The 22,299-nt window shown below is 53.9% G+C and carries 20 protein-coding genes and 1 pseudogene; 7 read left to right on the forward strand and 14 right to left on the reverse strand.

Annotated features, from left to right (window positions below; genetic code table 11):
- Positions 1–301: 301 nt before the first annotated feature.
- Together galR and B9P82_RS08480 are read left to right on the forward strand one after the other, a co-directional pair.
- Entirely contained in the window at positions 302–1,330 is a 1,029-nt protein-coding gene (gene galR, locus B9P82_RS08475) for an HTH-type transcriptional regulator GalR (protein WP_016157382.1), read from the forward strand.
- Positions 1,331–1,343: 13 nt separating this feature from the next.
- Positions 1,344–2,354: a LacI family DNA-binding transcriptional regulator gene (locus B9P82_RS08480; protein ID WP_016157383.1), complete on the forward strand. Its 1,011-nt coding sequence runs from the start codon at positions 1,344–1,346 to the stop codon at positions 2,352–2,354.
- Between the two features lie 51 nt (positions 2,355–2,405).
- On the opposite strand, the gene lysA is transcribed toward B9P82_RS08480, so the two are convergent.
- Positions 2,406–3,662 (reverse strand): diaminopimelate decarboxylase, encoded by a 1,257-nt coding sequence (lysA, locus tag B9P82_RS08485; protein WP_101700189.1) that lies wholly within the window; start codon positions 3,660–3,662, stop codon positions 2,406–2,408.
- A gap of 118 nt (positions 3,663–3,780) precedes the next feature.
- Here lysA and B9P82_RS08490 point away from each other — a divergent pair, with 118 nt between their 5' ends.
- Entirely contained in the window at positions 3,781–4,716 is a 936-nt protein-coding gene (locus tag B9P82_RS08490; protein ID WP_101700190.1) for a LysR family transcriptional regulator, read from the forward strand.
- Here B9P82_RS08490 and B9P82_RS08495 read toward each other — a convergent pair.
- Positions 4,688–5,395 carry an aspartate/glutamate racemase gene (locus B9P82_RS08495; protein ID WP_016154284.1) on the reverse strand — a complete coding sequence of 236 codons (708 nt, stop codon included), beginning with the start codon at positions 5,393–5,395 and terminating at the stop codon, positions 4,688–4,690. The two genes, B9P82_RS08490 and B9P82_RS08495, sit on opposite strands and share 29 nt — an antisense overlap.
- A gap of 137 nt (positions 5,396–5,532) precedes the next feature.
- Between B9P82_RS08495 and B9P82_RS08500 the strand changes: the two genes are divergently transcribed.
- Positions 5,533–5,859 (forward strand): cupin domain-containing protein, encoded by a 327-nt coding sequence (locus B9P82_RS08500; RefSeq protein WP_065554331.1) that lies wholly within the window; start codon positions 5,533–5,535, stop codon positions 5,857–5,859.
- Between the two features lie 144 nt (positions 5,860–6,003).
- Here B9P82_RS08500 and kduD read toward each other — a convergent pair whose 3' ends face one another.
- The 4 genes and pseudogenes from kduD to B9P82_RS08520 all read right to left on the reverse strand — a co-directional run bounded on the left by kduD (position 6,004) and on the right by B9P82_RS08520 (position 10,308).
- The gene (gene kduD, locus B9P82_RS08505; protein ID WP_016154286.1) at positions 6,004–6,765 is read right to left on the reverse strand and encodes a 2-dehydro-3-deoxy-D-gluconate 5-dehydrogenase KduD; all 762 of its coding nucleotides are present in this window, start codon (positions 6,763–6,765) and stop codon (positions 6,004–6,006) included.
- Between the two features lie 57 nt (positions 6,766–6,822).
- Positions 6,823–7,658: pseudogene (gene kduI, locus B9P82_RS08510) on the reverse strand (5-dehydro-4-deoxy-D-glucuronate isomerase).
- 484 nt (positions 7,659–8,142) lie between these two features.
- A complete protein-coding gene (locus tag B9P82_RS08515) occupies positions 8,143–9,321 on the reverse strand; it encodes an acetyl-CoA C-acetyltransferase (protein WP_006686936.1) in 1,179 nt (392 codons plus the stop codon).
- 102 nt (positions 9,322–9,423) lie between these two features.
- Positions 9,424–10,308, reverse strand: coding sequence for a LysR family transcriptional regulator (locus B9P82_RS08520; RefSeq protein WP_016154289.1), 885 nt, complete (start codon positions 10,306–10,308; stop codon positions 9,424–9,426).
- 101 nt (positions 10,309–10,409) lie between these two features.
- Between B9P82_RS08520 and B9P82_RS08525 the strand changes: the two genes are divergently transcribed.
- The gene (locus tag B9P82_RS08525; protein ID WP_016154290.1) at positions 10,410–10,865 is read left to right on the forward strand and encodes a multidrug/biocide efflux PACE transporter; all 456 of its coding nucleotides are present in this window, start codon (positions 10,410–10,412) and stop codon (positions 10,863–10,865) included.
- Between the two features lie 142 nt (positions 10,866–11,007).
- Positions 11,008–12,237: an amino acid permease gene (locus B9P82_RS08530; RefSeq protein ID WP_049269331.1), complete on the forward strand. Its 1,230-nt coding sequence runs from the start codon at positions 11,008–11,010 to the stop codon at positions 12,235–12,237.
- A 53-nt stretch (positions 12,238–12,290) separates the two neighbouring features.
- On the opposite strand, the gene rcnR is transcribed toward B9P82_RS08530, so the two are convergent.
- Positions 12,291–12,563, reverse strand: coding sequence for a Ni(II)/Co(II)-binding transcriptional repressor RcnR (gene rcnR, locus B9P82_RS08535; RefSeq protein WP_016154292.1), 273 nt, complete (start codon positions 12,561–12,563; stop codon positions 12,291–12,293).
- Positions 12,564–12,683: 120 nt separating this feature from the next.
- Here rcnR and B9P82_RS08540 point away from each other — a divergent pair, with 120 nt between their 5' ends.
- Positions 12,684–13,571 (forward strand): nickel/cobalt efflux protein RcnA, encoded by an 888-nt coding sequence (locus tag B9P82_RS08540; RefSeq protein ID WP_101700191.1) that lies wholly within the window; start codon positions 12,684–12,686, stop codon positions 13,569–13,571.
- A gap of 42 nt (positions 13,572–13,613) precedes the next feature.
- Here the strand turns inward: B9P82_RS08540 and B9P82_RS08545 are convergent, their stop codons facing one another.
- The 7 genes from B9P82_RS08545 to B9P82_RS08575 form a co-directional block, all read right to left on the reverse strand.
- Positions 13,614–14,996 carry an amidohydrolase family protein gene (locus B9P82_RS08545; RefSeq protein WP_080859174.1) on the reverse strand — a complete coding sequence of 461 codons (1,383 nt, stop codon included), beginning with the start codon at positions 14,994–14,996 and terminating at the stop codon, positions 13,614–13,616.
- Between the two features lie 12 nt (positions 14,997–15,008).
- Positions 15,009–15,959: a carbamate kinase family protein gene (locus B9P82_RS08550; protein ID WP_016154295.1), complete on the reverse strand. Its 951-nt coding sequence runs from the start codon at positions 15,957–15,959 to the stop codon at positions 15,009–15,011.
- Positions 15,960–15,985: 26 nt separating this feature from the next.
- Complete coding sequence (locus tag B9P82_RS08555) at positions 15,986–17,536, reverse strand: permease family protein (RefSeq protein WP_016154296.1); 1,551 nt, start codon at positions 17,534–17,536, stop codon at positions 15,986–15,988.
- Between the two features lie 117 nt (positions 17,537–17,653).
- Positions 17,654–19,072 (reverse strand): YlbE family protein, encoded by a 1,419-nt coding sequence (locus tag B9P82_RS08560; protein WP_101700192.1) that lies wholly within the window; start codon positions 19,070–19,072, stop codon positions 17,654–17,656.
- Positions 19,072–20,619 (reverse strand): acyl-CoA synthetase FdrA, encoded by a 1,548-nt coding sequence (fdrA, locus tag B9P82_RS08565; RefSeq protein ID WP_016154298.1) that lies wholly within the window; start codon positions 20,617–20,619, stop codon positions 19,072–19,074. The genes B9P82_RS08560 and fdrA overlap by 1 nt, the downstream gene beginning before the upstream one ends.
- Positions 20,597–21,385 carry an oxamate carbamoyltransferase subunit AllH family protein gene (locus tag B9P82_RS08570; RefSeq protein ID WP_101700193.1) on the reverse strand — a complete coding sequence of 263 codons (789 nt, stop codon included), beginning with the start codon at positions 21,383–21,385 and terminating at the stop codon, positions 20,597–20,599. Before B9P82_RS08570 ends, fdrA begins: the two co-directional genes overlap by 23 nt.
- A 126-nt stretch (positions 21,386–21,511) precedes the next feature.
- Positions 21,512–22,117 carry an ankyrin repeat domain-containing protein gene (locus tag B9P82_RS08575; protein ID WP_016157395.1) on the reverse strand — a complete coding sequence of 202 codons (606 nt, stop codon included), beginning with the start codon at positions 22,115–22,117 and terminating at the stop codon, positions 21,512–21,514.
- Positions 22,118–22,299: the final 182 nt, after the last annotated feature.

Here is a 22,299-nt window from a genome sequence, read left to right on the forward strand (position 1 = left end):
AAAAAAAAACCTGCGCATCTGCGCAGGCTGGTGTAATTCTAGTGATCAACCCGAAAGTTGATTTCACCTATCAATACCTCTGGGATCCCAACTTTAGCAATCCGCTCAGTTCTCCCACCAGCGAACAATCGCAACAGCACATCGCAAAGTGTAAGCAAAAATTAGCATTTTCTATTTTCTGTCTTATCTTCGCTCGCGCGCGCTCACATTTGCGAGGTCCTGACGGGCAATCTGCTTGAACAGCCAGCCATTTTCCGTAACACTGACGGAATGTAAGCGTTTACCCACAACAGGTACTATCATGGCGACCATAAAGGATGTAGCCCGACTAGCTGGTGTATCAGTCGCCACCGTTTCTCGAGTGATCAATGATTCCCCCAAAGCCAGCGAAGCATCGCGTCTGGCCGTAACGAGTGCAATGGAATCACTCAGCTACCACCCCAATGCGAATGCGCGTGCACTGGCGCAACAATCCACAGAAACCATCGGACTGGTCGTTGGTGATGTGTCCGATCCATTCTTCGGGGCAATGGTTAAAGCTGTCGAGCAGGTGGCCTATAACACCGGGAATTTTTTGCTGATTGGCAACGGCTACCATAATGAACAGAAGGAACGTCAGGCGATTGAACAGCTCATTCGCCACCGCTGCGCGGCCCTTGTTGTCCATGCCAAAATCATCCCGGATGCGGATTTGGCTTCATTAATGAAGCAAATCCCCGGCATGGTATTGATTAACCGAATTCTGCCGGGATTCGAACAACGCTGCGTTGCCCTCGATGACCGTTTCGGCGCGTGGCTCGCTACCCGACACCTTATTCAGCAGGGCCATACGCGCATTGGCTACCTGTGTTCTAATCACAGTATTTCTGATGCGGAAGATCGTCTGCAAGGCTATTACGACGCGCTGGCGGAGAGCAATATACCGGTAAGCGATCGACTGGTGACGTTCGGCGAACCGGATGAAAGCGGCGGTGAACAGGCCATGACCGAGTTACTTGGTCGTGGCAAAAACTTCACTGCGGTAGCCTGCTACAACGACTCAATGGCGGCTGGCGCCATGGGCGTATTGAATGATAACGGCATTGATGTGCCGGGAGAAATCTCGCTGATTGGCTTTGATGATGTGCTGATTTCCCGCTATGTGCGCCCACGTCTGACCACGGTACGCTATCCCATCGTGACGATGGCAACCCAGGCCGCCGAACTGGCGCTCGCGCTGGCGGAGAAGCGACCCGCACCTGAAATTACCCACGTCTTTAACCCAACTCTGGTGCGTCGCCATTCCGTTTCGGCGCTGACAGAGCCGGGGAACTCATCGTCAAACGATTAACCAGGATTGCGTCATGACTACGATGTTGGACGTTTCACGACACGCAGGCGTCTCAAAAGCGACCGTTTCGCGCGTACTAAATGGAACGGGTCAGGTAAAAGAGAGCACGCGCCAGAAAGTGTTCAAGGCCATGCAGGCACTCGATTATCGGCCCAACTTTTTAGCGCGCTCTTTAGCGAATCGCACCAGCAACAGCATTGGCCTGGTGGTTTCCACATTTGATGGATTCTACTTTGGCCGCCTGCTGCAACAGGCCTCGCGCCAGACGGAGTCTCACGGCAAGCAGTTGATCGTCACCGATGGTCACGACACGCCGGAGCGTGAGCAGGAAGCCGTGCAAATGCTGGCCGACAGGCAGTGCGACGCCATTATTCTCTATACCCGCTATATGAGTGAAACGGCGATTATGTCGCTGATGAACAGCATTGCGATGCCCTTGCTGGTCATCAACCGTGATGTCAGTCAGGCCCGCGATCGCGCGATTTTCTTTGAGCAGGAAGACGCGGCGTATCAGGCGGTCAATTATCTGATCTCGCAGGGGCACAGCGATATTGCTTGTATCACCGTGCCAGGCCATACGCCTACCGGTAAATCCCGCCTGATGGGGTATCGTAAGGCTCTGGAAAAAAACGGTATTCCCTGGGATCCTGATAAGGTTAAATACGGCGACTCCACGATGACGCGAGGCTATGAAGCCTGTCGAGAACTGCTGGAGGAAGGGGTGAAATTCAGCGCCCTGTTCGCCTGTAACGATGACATGGCATTAGGTGCATCAAAAGCGTTACATCAGGCCGGACTGAGGATCCCGACGGACGTCTCGCTGTTTGGTTTTGATGATGCGCCCAGCGCCAAATGGCTGGAACCGGGGTTATCTACCGTTTATCTGCCGATTGATACCATGATAACCACGGCAATCGACCAGGCTATACGTCTGGCCAACGGTGAGAGCGTGGAGCCGATCCCTCCGTTTACCGGCAAACTGGTATTACGTGACTCAGTAACGCTCGGACCGTACTTTAAGTAATATGAAAAAGAGCCGGATAGTGACGCAAGCACCTTATCCGGCCAGCTTTACTCAGATTAATTCCAGCGCTAACAGCTCATCAATGGTCTGGCGACGACGAATCATTCGCGCCACGCCGTTATCAAACAAGACCTCCGGCAGCAGCGGGCGGCTATTGTAGTTTGACGACATTGACGCTCCGTACGCCCCGGTATCATGCAAAACCAGATAATCACCCGGCACCACCGCAGGCAACAGACGGGTTTCCACATTTCCGCCTTCCTGCTGGGTAAACACGTCGCCTGATTCGCACAACGGTCCGGCCACCACGGTCTCTCGTTGAGGAGTTTGTTGCAGAGAACGACCATCTCCCGCCAGCGCGGAGATATGGTGATAGCTACCGTACATGGCCGGGCGCATCAGATCGTTGAAGCCCGCATCGATCAGCACAAAGTGACGGCTGCCCATCTCTTTTACGCTGCGCACCTGCGCCACTAACACGCCGGCTTCCGCGACCAGGAAACGCCCTGGTTCGATCTCCAGTTTGACGGCATGACCCAGATGACGCGCAATACTATCGCGCGCGGCGTTCCACAATCCAAAATAGTGATCGGTGTCGATCGCCTCTTCACCTTCGCGATACGGGATTGATAAACCGCCGCCTGCGGAGATCGCTTCCAGATCCTGACCAAATTCCACCACCTGACGCACCATCGCGCCGCACACCTGCTCCAGATGCGCGTAGTCCACGCCAGAGCCGATATGCATATGAATACCCACCAACTTCAGCTTATAGCGCTGAATTACCTCCAGCGCCGCCGGAAGATCGCTGTACCAGATGCCGTGCTTGCTGTTCTCTCCCCCGGTATTGGTTTTCTGACTGTGTCCATGCCCAAAGCCAGGGTTTACGCGGAGCCAGACGCGATGGCCCGGCGAGAGCTGGCCCAGTTGTTCCAGCATATCGACCGACCCGGCATTTACCGGAATGCTCAATTCATGCACCCGGGCGAGCGTCGCTTCATCAATCATATCGGCGGTAAAGACAATCTCATCTTTGCCCGGTACAAAACCTGCCGCCAGCGCGCGTTCAATTTCGCCAAGCGAGACGGAATCGACCTTCACGCCCTGCTCGCGCATCAGGCGCAAAATATGAATATTCGAACATGCCTTCTGGGCAAAACGCACCACGTCAAACTGACTCAGTTTGGCAATCTGCGCGCGAATAATCTGCGCATCATAGACCCACACCGGGCAGCCGAATTCGGCAGGCAGGCGCAACAGGTTGTCGGCGGTCAGGTCAGTGTCTGTGTTGTTGAGTGGGCGTGGCATGGCGTGCTCCGGTATTGGCTTTTTTATGATTACGCCACAGCTCAAAAAGAATAAAAAATATCGTTTTATCTTGAGTCTATGCAAAAATGATATGGATTAGCTCATTCGAGGATTGCTTATGCCTGCGGTTAACCTGCGTCACATTGAAATTTTTCACGCCATCATGACCGCAGGCAATCTGACGGAAGCCGCGCGCATGCTACATACCTCGCAGCCCACCGTCAGTCGGGAACTGGCCCGATTCGAAAAAGTCCTGGGATTAACGCTGTTTGAACGCACGCGTGGCCGACTGCATCCAACCGTGCAAGGCTTACGTCTGTTTGAAGAGGTACAACGTTCGTGGTACGGCCTGGACAGAATTGTGAGCGCCGCCGAAAGCCTGCGCGAATTTCGTCAAGGTGAATTGTCGATTGTTTGCCTGCCGGTATTTTCGCAGTCCTTTTTACCGCCGCTGCTGCAGCCATTTCTTGCGCGCTATCCGCAGGTCAACATTCAGATCGTGCCGCAGGAGTCACCACTGTTGGAAGAGTGGCTGTCGGCGCAGCGCCACGATCTGGGGTTAACGGAAACGCTGCATACGCCAGCCGGAACGAAACGCACCGAATTGCTGGCGCTGGATGAAGTGTGTGTACTGCCGCAGGGGCATCCGCTGACCGAGAAAGCGGTATTAACGCCGCAGGATTTTCAGGGAGAGAACTATATCAGCCTGTCGCGGACCGACAGTTACCGTCAGCTACTGGACACCCTGTTTAACGAACATCAGGTGAAGCGCCGCATGGTGATTGAAACCCACAGCGCCGCTTCAATTTGTGCAATGGTGCGGGCGGGCGTGGGGATCTCGGTGGTAAACCCACTGACCGCGCTGGATTTTGCCAGCAGCGGAGTGGTTATCCGCCGCTTCAGCATTTCGGTACCCTTTACGGTCAGCCTGATCCACCCACTTCATCGCCCTGCCTCGGCGCTAGTCGATGCTTTTACGGCGCATCTGCAAGCTCAACTCCCGAGACTTATCGATCCGCTGGAGGCTATTTTGTATCCACAGACGAAAGCATAAACGCCACCGCATCTTGCGCATGGATTGCCGCGGTGTCGAAAACCGGTAATGGACTTAGCTCGGCTGGAACCAGCAGACCAATCTCGGTACAGCCAAAGATAACCCCTTGAGCGCCCTGTTTAGCCAACTGATCAATTACGCTCAGGTAGTAGTCGCGGGAAGCGTTGCTGAACTCACCGAGGCACAGCTCGTCGAAAATAATCTGGTTTATTTTCTGACGATCATCAGCCTCAGGAATAAGCGTGCTAATACCAAATTCAGTCTGTAGGCGCCCGCGGTAAAAATCCTGCTCCATGGTGTAGCGCGTACCCAGTAGCGCCACATTGCTCATCTGCTGTTTTTGTATGGCCCGACCCGTCGCATCGGCAATATGCAGGAACGGCACGTCACAGGCGGTTTCAATCGCCTCGGCAACTTTGTGCATGGTGTTGGTACACAACACAATCCCCTCCGCTCCGGCTTGCTGAAGCCCTGCGGCGGCCTGCGCGAGGATCTCCCCAGCCCGCTGCCAGTCACCGCCAGACTGACAGGCTTCAATCTCGTGAAAATCTACGCTGTGCAACAGAATCTGTGCCGAGTGCAGGCCACCCAGACGCTGTTTTACCCCTTCATTAATGAGTCGATAATAAGGAATGGTGGATTCCCAGCTCATACCGCCTAACAGACCGATCGTTTTCATCATTTCCCCTGATTTGTTGTTATCTCTCCAGTGAACCAAAGATGTGATCAACTTTCCACATCTGTTGGCGTGCATTTCTTTTTTTAATTTTCTGATATAGGTTTAATGAAACATTGTTTTAATTACAGGAAGGCCGAATGTTTATTTTTCATAAAGAGACCACCCTTGAAGATCTGGGCAATGGCGTTACCCGACGCATTCTTGCTCACGACGGTAAAATGATGGCGGTTGAGGTGAACTTCGAGCAAGGCGCGATTGGTCCGATGCACAATCATCCGCATGAGCAGCTGACTTACGTTTTGTCTGGGGAGTTTGAATTTACCATCGGCGAAGAAATGCATGTCGTTAGGGCAGGCGATACCCTATATAAACAGCCCAACATTATGCATGGCTGCGTCTGTTTAAAACCGGGAACGCTACTGGATACCTTTACGCCCATGCGCGAAGATTTTCTGCCTGCGTAATTTTATCTGTTCGTAATCTGCCTGGCGGCATAATGTTGTTCCAGAGGGAATGAATATGTCGCCTCCGGTGTATTGCTACATTCACCTTATGTTTAACCGACAAAACCTGCCAAAGGGCAGGGTTTGTCGGTTCTGGAAAGCGGGTTAACGTGCCAGCCAGCCGCCGTCTACCGCAACGGTATAGCCGTTGATATAGTCAGATGCGCTGGATGCCAGGAACACAATCGGCCCCATCAGGTCACTCGGCAGACCCCAACGACCCGCCGGGATACGATCGAGAATTTCTGCGCTACGCTGCTCATCAGCGCGCAGCTGTTGAGTGTTGTTCGTCGCCATGTAACCCGGCGCAATTGCGTTGACGTTGATGTTATGTTTGGCCCACTCGTTCGCCATCAGGCGGGTGACGCCCATTACACCGCTTTTAGACGCGGTGTAAGACGGCACGCGGATCCCGCCCTGGAAAGAAAGCATAGAGGCGATGTTGATAATTTTGCCGCCGTTACCCTGAGCGATAAAGTGCTTCGCCGCGGCCTGAGACATAAAGAACACGCTCTTAATGTTCAGGTTCATCACGTCGTCCCAGTCTTTTTCACTGAAGTCGATCGCATCGTCACGACGGATAAGACCTGCGTTGTTGACCAGAATATCGATATGACCGAATTCTGCCACTGCGCGCTCCAGCAGCGCCGGAATGCCGTCAATTTGACGCAGGTCGGCGGTCAGACTTAAAAAACGGCGCCCCAGCGCGGTCACGCGTTCGATAGTTTCCGTCGGTTCAACGATGTTGATCCCCACGATATCGCAGCCTGCTTCAGCCAAACCCAACGCCATACCCTGACCCAGGCCAGTGTCACAACCGGTCACAACGGCGACCTTACCTTCAAGAGAGAATGCATTCAAAATCATTGTAAATCCTTAATTTTTTATAATGCCCGCCGCAGCAGGCACGGCTATCGCCCGCAACTAGCGCAGATCTTTGACCGCTACATGGTCCATATCATCAAAGACCTGGTTTTCGCCGACCATGCCCCAAATGAACGATAAGCTTTTGTGCCAACGCCGGAGTGAATTGACCAGCTCGGCGAAATCACCGCCTGCTCGTTGTGCATCACAATATGACGCGTTTCCTGAGGCTGCCCCATCATGTGGAAGACGCAGGTATCTTCTTCCATATTGAAATAGAAATAGACTTCCATACGACGTTCATGGGTATGACACGGCATGGTGTTCCACAGGTTACCCGGCGCCAGTTCGGTCAGACCCATGCTCAACTGGCAGGTTTCCAGCACATCCGGCACAAAATATTTGTTGATGGTACGACGGTTACTGGTGAGGTCATCGCCCAGCGTCACTGGTGCAACGTCTGCTGGCGTGACTTTTTTGGTTGGATAAGTCGTGTGGGCCGGCGCGCAGTTGTAGTAAAACTTCGCTGGTTTCGCCGTATCGATGCTGGCGAATACCACTTCTTTGGCCCCTTTCCCGACGTACAGCGCGTCACGATGACCAATTTCATAGCACTGGCCGTCAACGGTAATCGTGCCCGGGCCACCGATGTTAATCACACCCAGCTCACGACGCTCGAGGAAGTAGGTTACGCCCAGCTGTTTGCCGACTTCGCCACCCACAGAGACGGTTTTGGCTACTGGCATAATGCCGCCAACAATGATGCGGTCAATGTGGCTGTAGACCATGGTGTATTCATCTGCGACAAACACTTCTTCGACCAAAAACTCATTACGCAGCTCCTGAGTGTCCAGGGTTTTCGCATGCGCACTATGGATGCTTTGTCTTACGTCCACATTTACCTCCAGTGATAAATTGACCGTGAATGCTTAAACGAATAGCAAAACGCTGTTCCGTTTTATCTTATGCGCTCATGATATCCCTCCCGGAATGGGTTTTCAATTACAAATAAAACAACGTTTCACTTTTTCTGCATCTTATTATCAAAAGTGTAATTGCGATCACGCTAGCGCATATAAATCGCGGAAGTAATTTCAATAAAATCATTTAAAACAATTAGATAGATAAAAATAAACAAGAGTAATTCATGAAGGGTAGGGATAAGACATTGAAAATACAGCCAGCCTCACACGCCGTTCACACACCTTTTCTAACAAAGTGCGCTGTTAATCACATGAAATGAAACGCCGTTTTGATACGTTAGCAGAGTTTAGAGTGTATGTTTCTGTAACTGGCCTTGCCCTCCTGTTGGAGGGCTTTTTTATAGATGCAGGGGATATACAGCGGGAAAGGCGTTTAAGCAGAGAAAACTACGGGTGGTTAATCTCGTTCGATAGCGAGCGCCACGCCCTGACCACCGCCGATACATAACGTTGCCAGGCCCTTGTGCGCCCGACGCTTCACCATTTCATGCACCAGTGAAACCAGAATACGGCAGCCAGATGCGCCAATCGGATGACCAAGCGCAATGGCTCCGCCGTTCACATTCACCCGCCGTTCATCCCACTCCAGCATTTTCCCAACGGACAATGCCTGTGCGGCAAAGGCTTCGTTGGCCTCGATAAGATCAACATCAGCCAGTTGCCAGCCCACACGCTCAAGGCAACGGCGCGTCGCATACACCGGCGCAATTCCCATGAGCGCGGGATCGACCCCGACGCTGGCAAAGGCGCGGATGCGGGCCAGCACCGGCAAATTCAGCTCCTGGGCCTTAGCCTCGCTCATCATCATCACCGCAGCGGCGCCATCGTTGATGGATGACGCGTTGCCCGCGGTTACTGAACCGAGCCTGTCGAAGGTCGGATCCAGACGCGCCAGCCCTTCTGCGCTGGCATCGGTGCGCGGCTGTTCGTCGGTATCCACCACGAACGATTGCCCATTACGCTGCGTTACCACCGGCACGATTTCATCTTTAAAGCGCCCGGCGTCAATTGCCATCCGCGCCTTGTGCTGCGAATGCAGTGCGTAGGCATCCTGCAGTTCACGGCTGATGCCATATTCCCGCGCCAGATTTTCCGCGGTAACGCCCATATGGTAATCGTTGAAAGCGTCCCACAGGCCGTCATGCACCAGGCTGTCGACCAGTTGACTGTTGCCCAACTGCGCGCCGGTACGGCTATCAGTAAGGACATGCGGCGCACGGCTCATATTCTCTTGTCCGCCCGCAATCACAATGTCGGCTTCGCCGCACTGGATAGCCTGGGTCGCCAGATGCAGCGCTTTCAGACCCGAGCCGCAGACATCGTTAATGGTGATGGCGGAGACGGTATTGGGTAGCCCACCATTGATGGCGGACTGACGCGCCGGGTTTTGCCCGGCACCTGCGGTAAGCACCTGCCCGAGGATCACTTCATCCACAGCGTGAACGTCCACGCCCGTGCGCTCCAGTAACGCCCTGACTACCATGCTACCTAATTCAACGGCAGAGTGGCGCGCCAGCGTCCCCTGGAAGCAGCCGATTGGTGTCCGTAACGCCCCGACTATCACAACCTCTTTCATCACCACCTCAGCGCAAAATAACACCGCAATAGTAGATGATTGTTAAAAAGAGTTATCAAGGTTGTTTAAAAACGGTGATTTTTATCACAAAGGAAATTCGTATCATTTATTGGTCATCTGAACGCCACTCTGCTGTAAATGGTCGCGCAGCCAACTTCCCGCCACGCCAGGCGGTGATTTCTTATTCCACAGCAGATCGATAGAGATAGCCTTTGGCCAGCCGGGCAGCATCAATTGGACCAGCGGTTTTTCTGCCGCAAACTCCTCCACCAGCGCACAAGGGAGCGCGCACCAGCCGAATCCCTGCACCGCCATACTCAGCAGCAACAAATAGTTAGGCGCCGACCAGACGGGGCCGCGCGCCACGTTGGTGCCGCTCTCCAGATAGGTATTCAGCCGCAGCTCTCGCCAGGTATGTAGCTGTTCCCACTGCAGTTTTTCTTGAGTCGCCAGTGGATGTGATGCCGCAACGTATAATCCCATCCAGGTTTGCATCGGCAGACGCGTGACGCCCATGTCGGTCGGGTAATCCTCCCGCGCTTCGATCAACCCAACCTGAGCACGTCCTTTTTGCAGCAGATCGATAACGTCTTCATCTTCGCCAATCAGACATTCAAACTCGGTATGGGGAAACTTGTGGTCAAACTGCACCATCAATTCTTCCAGCACATCCGGGTGCAGCGTGTCAGACAAAACGAAGGTCAGACGCGCTTCCGTTTCACCCGACAGCGAAATCGCTGCCTCATCAAGACGTTCGCTGGCCGTCAAAATTGCCTGCACATAGCCCAGCACCCGCTTACCTTCTTCGGTTAGCGTCGGCTGACGTGATGAGCGGTCAAATAGCGCAAAACCAAGATCGGCTTCCAGATGCGCAATGGCCGTGCTGATGGTGGACTGACTTTTACGCAGCCGCCGGGCCGCAGCAGAAAATGAGCCGCAGGAAACGGTCTCCACAAATGCCGTTAACGCTTCAGGGGAGTAACGCATGAACTATCTACTTTATCGATGGATACTATCTTTTAGATATCACATAAAACGATAAAATTGCCACCATTCCGTTATCCGGGCATCAAAGAAGGTTTTAGATTATGCAACACGATACAGTCCAACGCCGCTCGTTACTGGAGCGAATTTTTCATGCCGTCTGCTTTGAAGGCATTGCCACCGCGATCCTCGCACCAACCACCGCATGGTTGATGCAGCGCTCGGTGCTGGAAATGGGCGGACTGACCATTCTTCTCGCCACGACGGCGATGATCTGGAATATCATTTATAACGCCCTGTTTGACCGACTGTGGCCGTCGCACCTGGTAAAACGTACGGCTAAAGTGCGGGCATTCCACGCCTTAGGCTTCGAGAGCGGTTTTATTGTCATCGGGGTGAGCATCGTGGCGTATGTGCTGAACGTCAGCCTGCTCCAGGCATTCACGTTGGAAATAGGTTTCTTCCTGTTCTTCCTGCCATACACCATGTTCTATAACTGGGCTTATGACACTTTACGCGAGCGCGTTATGAAGCGTCGCCAGCAGCGCGTTACTGCCTGATAATTCAAACAATAGCCGGAATCTTCTCGGTTCCGGCTTTTGATCCATTCACTCGCCCGCTTGTTGACACCTCCCCCAGCCCCTGCCATTTGTGGTAAATTGCGCTTCTTTTTGTTTATTTTATAGTTGATACGTTCAAATAATGTCGAAATTTTGGTCAAAAGAAGAGACTCTCTGGAGCTTCGCACTATATGGGACTGCCGTCGGCGCAGGAACCCTCTTCCTCCCCATACAGCTGGGTTCTGCAGGCGCGGTGGTACTGTTTATCACCGCACTCGTCGCCTGGCCTTTAACCTACTGGCCGCACAAGGCGCTGTGCCAGTTTATCCTGTCCTCAAAAACCTCGGCAGGTGAAGGGATCACTGGTGCAGTTACGCACTACTACGGCAAAAAGATAGGCAGCCTGATCACGACCCTCTATTTTATTGCCTTCTTTGTGGTGGTGCTGATCTACGCCGTGGCGATAACCAATTCACTCACTGAACAACTGGCAAAACATATCGCCATCGATCTGCGTGTTCGCATGCTGGTCAGTCTTGGCGTGGTGCTGGTGCTGAACCTGATTTTTCTGATGGGCCGACAAGCAACCATTCGGGTAATGGGCTTTCTGGTGTTCCCGCTCATCGCGTACTTTTTGTTCCTTTCGCTCTACCTGACCGGAAGCTGGCAGCCAACGCTACTCACCGGCCAGATGTCTTTCGATCAGCACACGCTTCATCAGGTTTGGATATCTATTCCCGTGATGGTTTTCGCTTTTAGCCATACGCCAATTATCTCGACGTTCGCCATCGACCGACGTGAGAAATATGGCGAGCAGGCCATGGGTAAATGCAAAAAAATCATGAAGGTAGCCTACATCATCATCTGCCTGAGCGTGCTGTTTTTCGTCTTCAGCTGTTTGCTTTCGATTCCGACAAACTATATCGAGGACGCGAAAAATGAAGGGGTGACCATTCTGTCAGCGCTATCGATGATGCCAAACGCACCAGCATGGCTGTCGATTTCTGGGATCATTGTCGCCGTCGTGGCGATGTCAAAATCGTTCCTCGGCACCTACTTTGGCGTGATTGAAGGGGCAACGGAGGTGGTAAAAACATCGTTGCATCAGGTGGGAGTGAAGAAAAGCCGGGCCTTTAACCGCGCCCTGTCCATTATGCTGGTTTCGACCATTACGTTTATCATTTGCTGCATTAACCCTAATGCAATTTCAATGATTTACGCGATTAGCGGGCCGCTGATTGCCATGATTCTGTTTATCATGCCGACATTATCTACCTATCTGATCCCGGCGCTAAAGCCGTACCGTTCAGTGGGTAATCTGATCACACTGATTGTCGGTCTGCTGTGCGTATCTGTGATGTTTTTTGGCTAGAACGTGTTTTTAACGGCTCATTCATCAGTATGTGGATGAGCCGTTAAACTGACTTATTTGATGTACGAATCGAGTACTTTCAAAACCACATCCAAATCTTCTTCGCGCTTAATTTCATCGCCCTGATGCACAATGTGCTCGGTCAGATGACCTTTAATCACCTCGCGCATTAACCCGTTTACCGCACCGCGGATCGCCGCTATTTGCTGCAATACCGCCGCGCATTCATGCGGTTCATCCAGCATGGTTTTCAACGCCGCTACTTGCCCCTGAATCTTGCTGGCTCGGGCTTTCAGCTTTTGTTTGTCGCGGATCGTATGTGACATAGCAATACCTTTTCAACGTCTGGCTGTAGCGACAATACCATCGTCATTCTACTGGGGGGTAGTATTTAATACTGGGGGGGAGTAGAATCTGGCAAAATTAAACAACTAAGAATCATTCTCATGGGTGAGTTTTCTACGCTTCTTCAGCAAGGCAACGCCTGGTTTTTCATTCCCAGCGCGATTCTATTAGGAGTGTTACACGGTCTGGAACCGGGGCATTCCAAGACGATGATGGCGGCCTTTATTATTGCCATTAAGGGGACCATCAAACAGGCGGTGATGCTGGGGCTGGCGGCAACGCTGTCGCATACCGCAGTGGTATGGCTGATTGCGCTCGGCGGGATGTATATCAGCAAAGCCTTTACTGCCCAGGCCGTTGAGCCCTGGCTGCAGTTTGTCTCGGCGATTATTATTCTCGGGACCGCATTCTGGATGTTCTGGCGAACCTGGCAGGGAGAACAGAACTGGCTGACCCAGACGCATCATGACCACGATCATGAGCATCACCATGATCATGATGACCATCACCACCATCATAACCACGGTGAAGCTCACCATCATCATCACGAACACGACTACGATCATAACCATGCTGCGTTAGCAGGGCTGAGCGAGGGTTCGAAAGCGTATCAGGACGCGCACGAGCGGGCACATGCTAACGATATTCAGCGCCGCTTTGCAGGCAAAGAGGTCACCAACGGCCAAATATTATTGTTTGGTCTGACCGGCGGGTTGATCCCCTGCCCTGCCGCCATTACGGTACTGCTGATTTGCATCCAGCTCAAAGCCTTCACGCTGGGTGCCACCATGGTGCTGTGCTTCAGCCTCGGGCTGGCGCTAACGCTGGTAACGGTGGGCGTGGGAGCGGCAATCAGCGTGCAGCAGGCGGCCAAACGCTGGAGCGGATTTAACACACTGGCACGCAAAGCGCCCTATTTTTCCAGCGCGCTTATCGCGATGGTCGGCTTATATATGGGGATTCACGGCTATATGGGGATCGTTGGTTAACGAGCAGAGAGCGCAGCAGCGATTGCTGCGCATCAAACCAGGCTAGCTTGCGACGTTCCCCCACACCAGTTGGCCTTTATGGAAGGTCGCGGTGCGTGGGGAGATTCGCGCGACCGCTTCCGCTGAGCAGGAGGCATCCACCAGTACAAAGCTGGCTTCATCCTGCGCCTTCGGCCAGACGCGCTCACCTTTATCGTTAAGCGGCAGCACATCGCCGGTGGCGAGGAACAGCGCTCGCGACAGGTTGAGTTCATTGGGACGAATATAGAGCTGCGCGTACAGATTCGCCTTCTCCAGCATGTCTCCAAGCCCGTACGGCGACCAATGGTCAATCACACTGTCGGTCCCGGTAATCACTTCCACACCTTTGTCACGCAGCTGCTTGAGCGGCATATGCAAGGTACCGATCGGCACCGTCGAGGCAATGGTAATCTGCTGCGCCGCCATGCGGCTCGCCAGCGCATCCACCTGTTGTTCGTTCAGGGTTGCCAGCGCAAATGCGTGACTGATGGTCAGTTTGCCCTTCAACTGCGGCGTTTTCTCCACCGTTTCCACCATGTAATTCACCGCCGCAACGCCCGCCGGGCTGGTTTCATGCAGATGGATATCCACGCCTTTATCGTAATCCAGCGCAATCTGGAACATGGTGTCGAGGGATTTTTCCATCGCCCCGTCCACGCTGGTTGGGTCCAGACCGCCGACGTAATGCGCCCCCGCCTGCATTGCTTCACGCATCAACGGTTCAGACTTCGATAACAGCAGGCCATGCTGCGGAAACGCCACGATTTCACAGGCAAAACCCGGCTGGCGACGCGCCAGCACCGCCTGCAGATTTTCCAGGTTTTTCAGCCCGGAAACCGGTTCGATATTGCAGTGGCTGCGGGCGATCGAGGTGCCTTTTGATTGCAGCAGATCGATGAGCTTTTCCGCGCGCTCCTGCGTGTAAGGCTGGAGTTCAGGCAGCAGCTTTTGCTCAAGGCGGATCATATCCTGAATGGTGGTGCCAGCCGGGCGATTCAGCGAACGCCAGGGACCGCCGTAAAAGGTTTTATCCAGATGGATGTGCATGTCGCGCATGGCGGGCAGCATCAGCTTTCCACCCGCATCGTAGTGCGGCAGCGTCGCATCCGGATGCTGCTTATTCTCACGCAGTGCAACAATTTTCCCGTCCTGAATTTCAACGGTTTGCAGCGCGGTATGGGTATGCACCACCACCGAGTTTTCGTAATCAAAACCCGCTTCCAGCAGGACGTTATCCAGGTAATAGTGCTTATCGTTAATCGTCATTGTGCTCTTCGCCCCGCAGGTGTTCCCGACAGGATTAGCAGCATACGCGACTGGAGCCACTGCGCCAAACAGCGCGGCAGCGGTGACCATTTTTCCGCTCTGACTTAAAAATTCACGGCGGCTGTTACTTTCCTTCATTCACATTTCCTCTCAGGAATGGACAATATGGGTGCCCGTTTCGCCGCGCAGTGCGGCCGGCAGGCATTCCGGCGTGGTGATGATCACTCGCTTACCGCCACGCGCCAGGAACGCCAGACTGGCAACGATTTTGGGTAACATGCTCCCCGGCGGGAAATGTCCCTCCTGCATGTAACGGGTCATCGTTGCGACATCCACCTTATCCAGCGCCTGCTGGTTGGGTTTGCCAAAATGAATACAGACCTGCTCGACGCCGGTGGTGATCACCAGAATGTCAGCGCGGATCTCCTGCGCCAGCAGAGCCGTGGAGAGATCTTTATCAATCACCGCATCCACGCTCTGATAATCCCCCTGATCGCTACGCACCACCGGGATCCCACCGCCACCCGCGCCAATCACCACAAAACCTTGCTGGGTCAGCGTTTTGATCGCCTCAGCCTCGACAATACGCTTCGGTTCCGGAGAGGCGACGACCCGGCGGTAGCCGCGTCCCGAATCTTCAACAAAGCGCCAGCCCGGATTGACCCGCTGCAGTTCATCGCGCTGCGCTTCGCTAAAGAACGCGCCGATAGGCTTGGTCGGGTTAGCGAAGCCCGGATCGTTTTTGTCGACCTCCACCTGCGTGACCACCGTAACCGCCTTCTGTTCACCGCGCCGCGCCAGGCGGTTGTTCAGCGCCTGTTGGATCAGATAGCCGATCCCGCCCTGCGTATCGGCGACGCAGTTTGCCAGCGGGGTGAGCGGCAACCCTTCACGCTCATGCGCGATTTCCGCACGCCGTAGATCCAGCCCCACCTGCGGCCCGTTTCCGTGCGTCAGCACAATGTTGTAGTCCGATGCCAACATCTCCAGCACCGTATCCGCCACAGCTTTCACCGCTTCAGCCTGGTGCTCAATCGACTGGCTGGCGTTATCTTTGATAATGCTGTTGCCGCCAATGGCAACGACCACAAGTTCTTTCATAGTGTTATCTTCCGCTTACAGGCGATTCAGGTCGTTTTCGTCGGTTCCTGCTCAGGCGCAGTCACCGCTTCACGGCTATCAAGAACATGCTTGAGGACAAACATGCCGCTCATCATCAGGTAGGCCACAACAAACATCATCGAACTGCCTTCTGCAAAGCCAACCGCCGGAGAGTGAATCACACCAAACAGCGATAACAGCGCGCCAAAAGCTGCGGCAATCGCCCCACGCAGCGGCTTATTCATAATGGCGAAGATAGCGACGCAGCCCCACAGCATACTGGCCAGCGGCGCGCCGCTTCCCAGATGCACCAGCCCATCGTAATAGACACCTTTGCTGTGCAGCAGGTCGCTGCCCAGTTTCCCCGCGGATGTTCCGGCGGCGCCCATCACGCTGTTGACGATGGTCAACGCCCAGTTAGCGATCCACGGGAACAAGCAGATAAAGATAACGGGAACCTCAACTTTGGGCGTCTCTCGCACCACCTGGTTGGCGGTCACCACGCCGATAAACACCAGAATCGGCACTATCGCAGTCATCGGAATAATCGCGAGCATAAACGCCCCCAGTCCAAACAGCGGTACCAGGAACATGGTGATGCCTGAAGCGAGGGTATAACCGATGCTGGCCCCCATCGCTTTCCAGCCCGCATGCCCAACATATACGGTCACCGGGAATGGGTTGCCCAGCATGCAGCCGAGCATGGAGGCAAAACCGTTCGCCATCATGACTTTACGGGTGTTGTACTCATCCCCCGCCGCATGCGCACTTTCAATGTTCTCAAGGTCAAAAATGTAGTTCGCCAGACCCAGAGGAACCGCAGAAGCCAGGTACGGCAGCGCGTGCGGCAAACCCTGCAGGAAGCTGTCGACATGGATTTCCGGCGGGTTGAATCCAAAGGAAGACATCGAAGATTTAATGGCTTCCGGGCTTTGCAAACCGGAGATCCACGCCAACGCTGTACCGGCAATCAGCAGCAGCAAACCGGTGGGGATGCGGGCAAAAATCGGCTTCTTACCGAACCAGTTAATGAAGATCAACAACAAGACGATGAAAGAGACGGTCGGCGCTTCGAATGCCTGCAGCATCGGGTTCATCGCCAGCAGCAACAGTCCCAGACCGGACAGACAAGAAAGTAATACCGTACGCGGGATCATCTTGCGGATGGTCTCGCCCAGGAAGGAGCCGCCGACCAGGATCAACGCTTCTACAAAGCACCACACCAGGGCTATCTGGATAGCAAAGTTGGCATCTTTGGTTTGCTGATATACCGGCATTAGCACCAGGAAGGTCACGGTAAAAATTGACGGTGCGCTCGGCCCGGACGGTAGCGCTGTCACGTCTTTGCGCCCGGTGTGCTTTGCCATCTGCAGGCCAAACCAGGCGTAGCAGACGCTGGCCACCAGCACCGCCAGACCAAAGGCAGGCGCAATGCGACCATAGACAATTTCGGTAGGGATCCCGACGACAAAAATGAGCAGCCCCATCATTGTCAGCAGGTTAGTCAGGTTGTTGGTCATCAGCCCAAAGTAAGCAGCCCAGTCACCACGTTTCCATTCTAGTTTTATGCTGTTCATGGAATATCCTTAACAGGTTAAGCATCGTTTGCGATCCCGGGGATCGCCCAGCCCTGCAGGTAAGCAACGTTTTTCGCTTCGCTACTGTGGGGCTAACAGCGTTAGCCCCGATTGTTGTTATTGGCAGTAGCGGTGGCGCCAGTTGAGGATCGCCTTTTCAAAACAGGCGAACGGCGGATGGACTATTCCGGCGCCGATCATGCCGATCCCCGCATCTTTGTGCGCAATTGCGGTGTTAATCACCGGCAGAATGCCGGTGCTACCCACGCGCGTAATGTCGATAGCGGTCGGTACGCCCATAAAACCAAGTAACGGAATGGTAACGTTGGGGTTTTCGCCGAGAGTGATTTCACGCATCTGGCGAGAGAAATCGACCGCCTCTTCAACCGTACCGCCCACCAGCGCCACGATGGCCGGTGCCGTGGCCATGGCAAAACCGCCGATGCCGTAGGTTTCGGTAATTGCGCTATCACCGATATCACGTCCGGAATCTTCGGGCTTATAGCCCGCAAACATTGGACCAATCACCTGCTGCGCCGGACCGGTAAACCACTGACCCGGTAAGCCGCTGATGCGCAGACCGAATTCAACGCCGTTACGCGCCATCGTCGTGACTACGGTGCTGTATTCGATCCCGTGTGCGGCGTCCATTGCGGCTTTACACATCGCCATCCAGGTCGGTCCGGAGAAGTAATCGCTGCTGAGGACGAACTCGAATACCTCACGCTGCTGCTCAACCGGATAGCCGGTCTGAATAATCCACGGCGTCAGTGCCTGTATCAGTAGCGCCGTCCCGGCATTGTTGCGGTTATGACACTCATCGCCCATGTGCAGCGCCTGCGCCAGCATCAGGCGCAGATCGATTTCGCCCGCCAGCTTCATGGCGTCGCGCAGCATCGGTCCCATCACATCGCGCATCCAGTTCAGGCGATCGATAACGCTCTGATCGTTCGCGCCCATGCGCAGGATCTTCGCCATCTGCTCGCTCATATTGGTATATGCGCGGTTGCCGTAGGTTTTGTTCTCGACGATGTGCATAAACATCGACGCCGACGTCACACCCGCCATCGAACCGACACAGTCATGCTCGTGGCACGGTGAGAAGATGATTTCACCCGAGGCGGCCAGGTCGGCGGCTTCATCCAGATCTTTCGCCAGTCCTTCAAACACCAAAGCCCCGGTGACCGCGCCCTTCATTGCGCCGCACATTTTTTCCCAGCAGATGGGCGGTCCGGCGTGCAGGATGGTGTTGCGGGTCATGCCCGGCACGACGTTGATCGCCTGGTCATAGCCAATCAGCACCGGATGCGACTGGATAATGCGTTCCAGCGCCTGCTGGTTAGCGGCAGCGATTTTGTCAGCCAGCGGCGAATCGGCAATTTCGTCCAGTGCGGCCACGACCTGCATGTTGCCCTGGCCCGGCGGCGTCCAGTCGAGCTGGGTCACGGGAACATTCTGCTTTTTCAGGTCATCGCTGAACATCGCGATGCCGACGTTAATCACGTTCAGCGGCTGGTTAAACAGTGTCTGGCTCATCAGGCTTCCTCCCCTTTACAGATAAATTCACGCGCCAGCAATCCGGTATTGGTGCTACTGCTCGCCCAGATCACGCCTGCATCGGTCAGCATCTGGCACTGTTTTTCCAGCGACGGCGTATCGAGATCGGTTCCCAGCACGTAGCCGAGGATCTCAAGCGGACGCCCCTCTGCGGCGGCGATCGCTTTGGCTTCGACGATCGCCTCGATCATCACGCCAACCGGATCTTCATGTGATCCATATCCAAGAACGAAGTCCATAACGATCACGCCGACTTCAGGATCGCGTGCTTCCTGCAACAGACGACTAATGCGGTTGGTTGGATCGATCATCGGGTGCGGTTTACCGTTGGTAAAATCGTCATCTCCGAAATCAAGGAAGGTATGTCCCACGCTGCGGTTGAGATCTGTCAGGCGAAAAGCCGGATCCGGATGAATGTTGCTGTAAACCTCCGCATGTTTTTCCATGGCAGCAAACATCGCCTCATCGCACAGCGTGCCGCCACAGAACAAGCCGCGAATGTACTTTTGCTGCCGGGTCAGGCGGGCGCGGACCTCTTCAATCAGCGGCCAGTTGAGCGGATGCAGATCCAGACTCTCTTTTTTCACGCCAGTCAGCAGTACCGCTTTCAGCGCCGCCTCTTTAGTGCCGCGTGCAAACAGCAGACCGTTTTCATCCGCAGGCGCGGCTTCACGTCCGAGGAAACACACCACGACGGGCTTATGGCAGGCGCGCGCACGTTCCAGCACCTTGCGCGCCACTGTTGGCGCAGGAGGTTTGGAGATAAGCGCGATGATCTCGGTTTGCGGATCGGCCTCCAGCATACCAATCGCGTCAAGCATCATCAGGCCGCCAATCTTTTCGCTCAGATCGCGTCCACCGGTGCCAATCAGTTGGGAAATCCCGCCGCCAAACTCGTGAATGCGTACGCTCAGCTCCTGGCTACCGGTACCGGAGGCGCCAACAATTCCGATGTTGCCGCGACGCACCGCATTGCCAAAACACAGCGCCGCGCCGTTAATAATGGCGGTTCCGCAATCGGGCCCCATCATCAGCAGCCCTTTTTCATGCGCCAGTTGCTTGAGCGCCAGTTCGTCTTCAAGAGAGACGTTGTCAGAGAACAGCATCACGTTGAGGTTATTTTGCAGCGCCTGACGCGCTTCACGCGCGGCAAACAGACCATTGACCGAGATCACCGCCAGGTTGCTGTCAGGAACATGCTTCTTCGCACTGGCGAGCGTGGCATAGCGCGCTTCATGCTGCCCCCCTTGCTCTTTATGCGTAAACAAATCTTCAATCGCCACCAGCGTCTGATCGTTCGCCGCCTCGCTGGCACCTTTAATGACAATCATCAGGTCGCCACTTTTCGCCTCTTCAAGTTCAGGCGTGAGCAGACCGAGATTCTTCAGTACGCCCTTATTCATTTCTGTCGCCATAGCCACGAACGCCTGCTCAACGCCATCGAGCTTATTTGCGCGTGTGGAGATAGACATCAGTGAGACAGAATCAAAATACGTGTTCTTTTTAACAACTATCCTGATCGACATAATTCCCTCCGGACCTGTGGCTCAGGGCGCAGGCATCCGCCATGCCATACAGCATGTCGCAGCCAGAACTTGAGCCGATATTTTTAATGTCAGTAATATATTGCGTAGAAACGGGTTGTTGCTCAGTAATAATATGGTTCAGCAGCCGTCCGACGCTTTCCCGATAACGTTGATGAAAGGCTTCCTCTAGCGTTATTTTGCTGAGTAGCGTGGTATTATTTCCGGCACGTTGTAAGGCTGCTAAAAAATCATCACGATATTTCCCCAGCGGATGTCCCGGAATAAATAAAATAGTGCTTAAACCCACTAAATAATCATCAGATGAAGGCGTCAGACCAATCCCCAGACCAATTAAATGGCTGACCGCTGTAGAGATATTTTCTCCTGTATGCAACGCCGCCAGTAATGTTTGTCGGCGATTAAGTAATTGGCGGGTGATTTCCAGATAAAACGGGTTATCACCCTGGTACAGAAATAATGTGTCAGCGCTTCTTAGCTGTTGGCGGATAACCTCTTCCCAGCGCAGCCAGCGGATTGCAGCAAGGCTTATTGCATCAGGCCTCCACTGTGGTATGCGCCACGGCAGACAACCGGAAGTTTCTATCCATTTATCGTTGCCAACGGCTATCCCCGATTCGGTAAAACTGACTCTCTCACCGGGGTGAAACAGCTCTTCACAATGCGTCAGCGCCAGCCGACAGCTGTTAGGCGCGTTATCACAACCTTCACTCAGTAACGTCAGCAACCGCTGCTGTTCAGGTATCAACAGGTTTACCGCGCGGGAAAAAACCTGTTCAACCCGTCCCGTTCCCCGGAAAGCCAGAAACGCGCCGTCTGCGGTTAGCGCCCGTACGCATCGCCGTGATGGCGTAGCGATAGTAGCGCTCCTCTGTCAGGCTCCGGCCGCAATCAGCAGCTCGGCAATTTCGTGGTATCCTTTCTCCCGCGCCAGCTCCAGCGGGGTTTTACCGTATTTATCCGTCATGTGCGGGTTTGCGCCATGGTCGAGCAGCAGCTTGACGATTTCCTGCTGTTTCGCGCCGCCGTCATTAAGCACGATGGCTTCCAGTAACGGCGTCCAGCCGACAAAGTTGGTATGATTAACATTGATATCGGTACGCAGCAGCAGTTCGCGCACGATCTCTACATGACCTTTTTCGCTGGCTGGCGTAATACCGACGCCGCCAAAACGGCTCAGGCAATTAAGATCGGGGTTGGCCGGTAATACGGTACGCAGCAGCGTTAAATCGTTAGTCAGACAGCTAATCAGGAATGGATTAAAACAGGTTTGATCCTGTTTATTAATATCGGCACCGGCAGCAATCAATAAAGAAACACAGTCATAATGTTTATTCAGGCTGGCAATAATTATGGCAGTGCGCCCCTGGCGGTTAGTGGCATTAATATCCACATTTTTTGCCAGGCAGGATTTTAATCCATCGGCATCACCCTGCTCTGCCGCCAGCAGAAATTCAGTAATGAGTTCTTTCTCTGACATAATCGCTCTCCTGCAGTTTTTTAGACTTTTTAAATATCCGATAAGCTGAGAATAGCAACAGAGTGCAGAGAATAATATCCGCTTAAATTTCATTCATCGTAAGCGTGTCGATTATTGAATCAAATTTAACAATGAGAACAAAACGTGCTGTAGTGCAATCTTTTCCTTATGACAGAGCCGCT

It is taken from the genome of Citrobacter sp. L55, assembly GCF_002850715.1.
Lineage (GTDB): Bacteria > Pseudomonadota > Gammaproteobacteria > Enterobacterales > Enterobacteriaceae > Citrobacter > Citrobacter braakii.

What these genes read in the sequence shown, in the direction of transcription:
- fdrA (WP_016154298.1), bottom strand. Translation starts at nt 20,619, where the DNA reads ATGTCGATCAGGATAGTTGTTAAAAAGAACACGTATTTTGATTCTGTC.
- B9P82_RS08545 (WP_080859174.1), bottom strand. Translation starts at nt 14,996, where the DNA reads ATGAAGGAAAGTAACAGCCGCCGTGAATTTTTAAGTCAGAGCGGAAAA.
- B9P82_RS08495 (WP_016154284.1), bottom strand. Translation starts at nt 5,395, where the DNA reads ATGAAAACGATCGGTCTGTTAGGCGGTATGAGCTGGGAATCCACCATT.
- B9P82_RS08520 (WP_016154289.1), bottom strand. Translation starts at nt 10,308, where the DNA reads ATGCGTTACTCCCCTGAAGCGTTAACGGCATTTGTGGAGACCGTTTCC.
- B9P82_RS08550 (WP_016154295.1), bottom strand. Translation starts at nt 15,959, where the DNA reads ATGAAAGAACTTGTGGTCGTTGCCATTGGCGGCAACAGCATTATCAAA.
- galR (WP_016157382.1), top strand. Translation starts at nt 302, where the DNA reads ATGGCGACCATAAAGGATGTAGCCCGACTAGCTGGTGTATCAGTCGCC.
- B9P82_RS08530 (WP_049269331.1), top strand. Translation starts at nt 11,008, where the DNA reads ATGTCGAAATTTTGGTCAAAAGAAGAGACTCTCTGGAGCTTCGCACTA.
- B9P82_RS08560 (WP_101700192.1), bottom strand. Translation starts at nt 19,072, where the DNA reads ATGAGCCAGACACTGTTTAACCAGCCGCTGAACGTGATTAACGTCGGC.
- B9P82_RS08490 (WP_101700190.1), top strand. Translation starts at nt 3,781, where the DNA reads ATGCCTGCGGTTAACCTGCGTCACATTGAAATTTTTCACGCCATCATG.
- lysA (WP_101700189.1), bottom strand. Translation starts at nt 3,662, where the DNA reads ATGCCACGCCCACTCAACAACACAGACACTGACCTGACCGCCGACAAC.
- rcnR (WP_016154292.1), bottom strand. Translation starts at nt 12,563, where the DNA reads ATGTCACATACGATCCGCGACAAACAAAAGCTGAAAGCCCGAGCCAGC.
- B9P82_RS08480 (WP_016157383.1), top strand. Translation starts at nt 1,344, where the DNA reads ATGACTACGATGTTGGACGTTTCACGACACGCAGGCGTCTCAAAAGCG.
- B9P82_RS08575 (WP_016157395.1), bottom strand. Translation starts at nt 22,117, where the DNA reads ATGTCAGAGAAAGAACTCATTACTGAATTTCTGCTGGCGGCAGAGCAG.
- B9P82_RS08555 (WP_016154296.1), bottom strand. Translation starts at nt 17,536, where the DNA reads ATGAACAGCATAAAACTAGAATGGAAACGTGGTGACTGGGCTGCTTAC.
- B9P82_RS08540 (WP_101700191.1), top strand. Translation starts at nt 12,684, where the DNA reads ATGGGTGAGTTTTCTACGCTTCTTCAGCAAGGCAACGCCTGGTTTTTC.
- B9P82_RS08525 (WP_016154290.1), top strand. Translation starts at nt 10,410, where the DNA reads ATGCAACACGATACAGTCCAACGCCGCTCGTTACTGGAGCGAATTTTT.
- kduD (WP_016154286.1), bottom strand. Translation starts at nt 6,765, where the DNA reads ATGATTTTGAATGCATTCTCTCTTGAAGGTAAGGTCGCCGTTGTGACC.
- B9P82_RS08515 (WP_006686936.1), bottom strand. Translation starts at nt 9,321, where the DNA reads ATGAAAGAGGTTGTGATAGTCGGGGCGTTACGGACACCAATCGGCTGC.
- B9P82_RS08500 (WP_065554331.1), top strand. Translation starts at nt 5,533, where the DNA reads ATGTTTATTTTTCATAAAGAGACCACCCTTGAAGATCTGGGCAATGGC.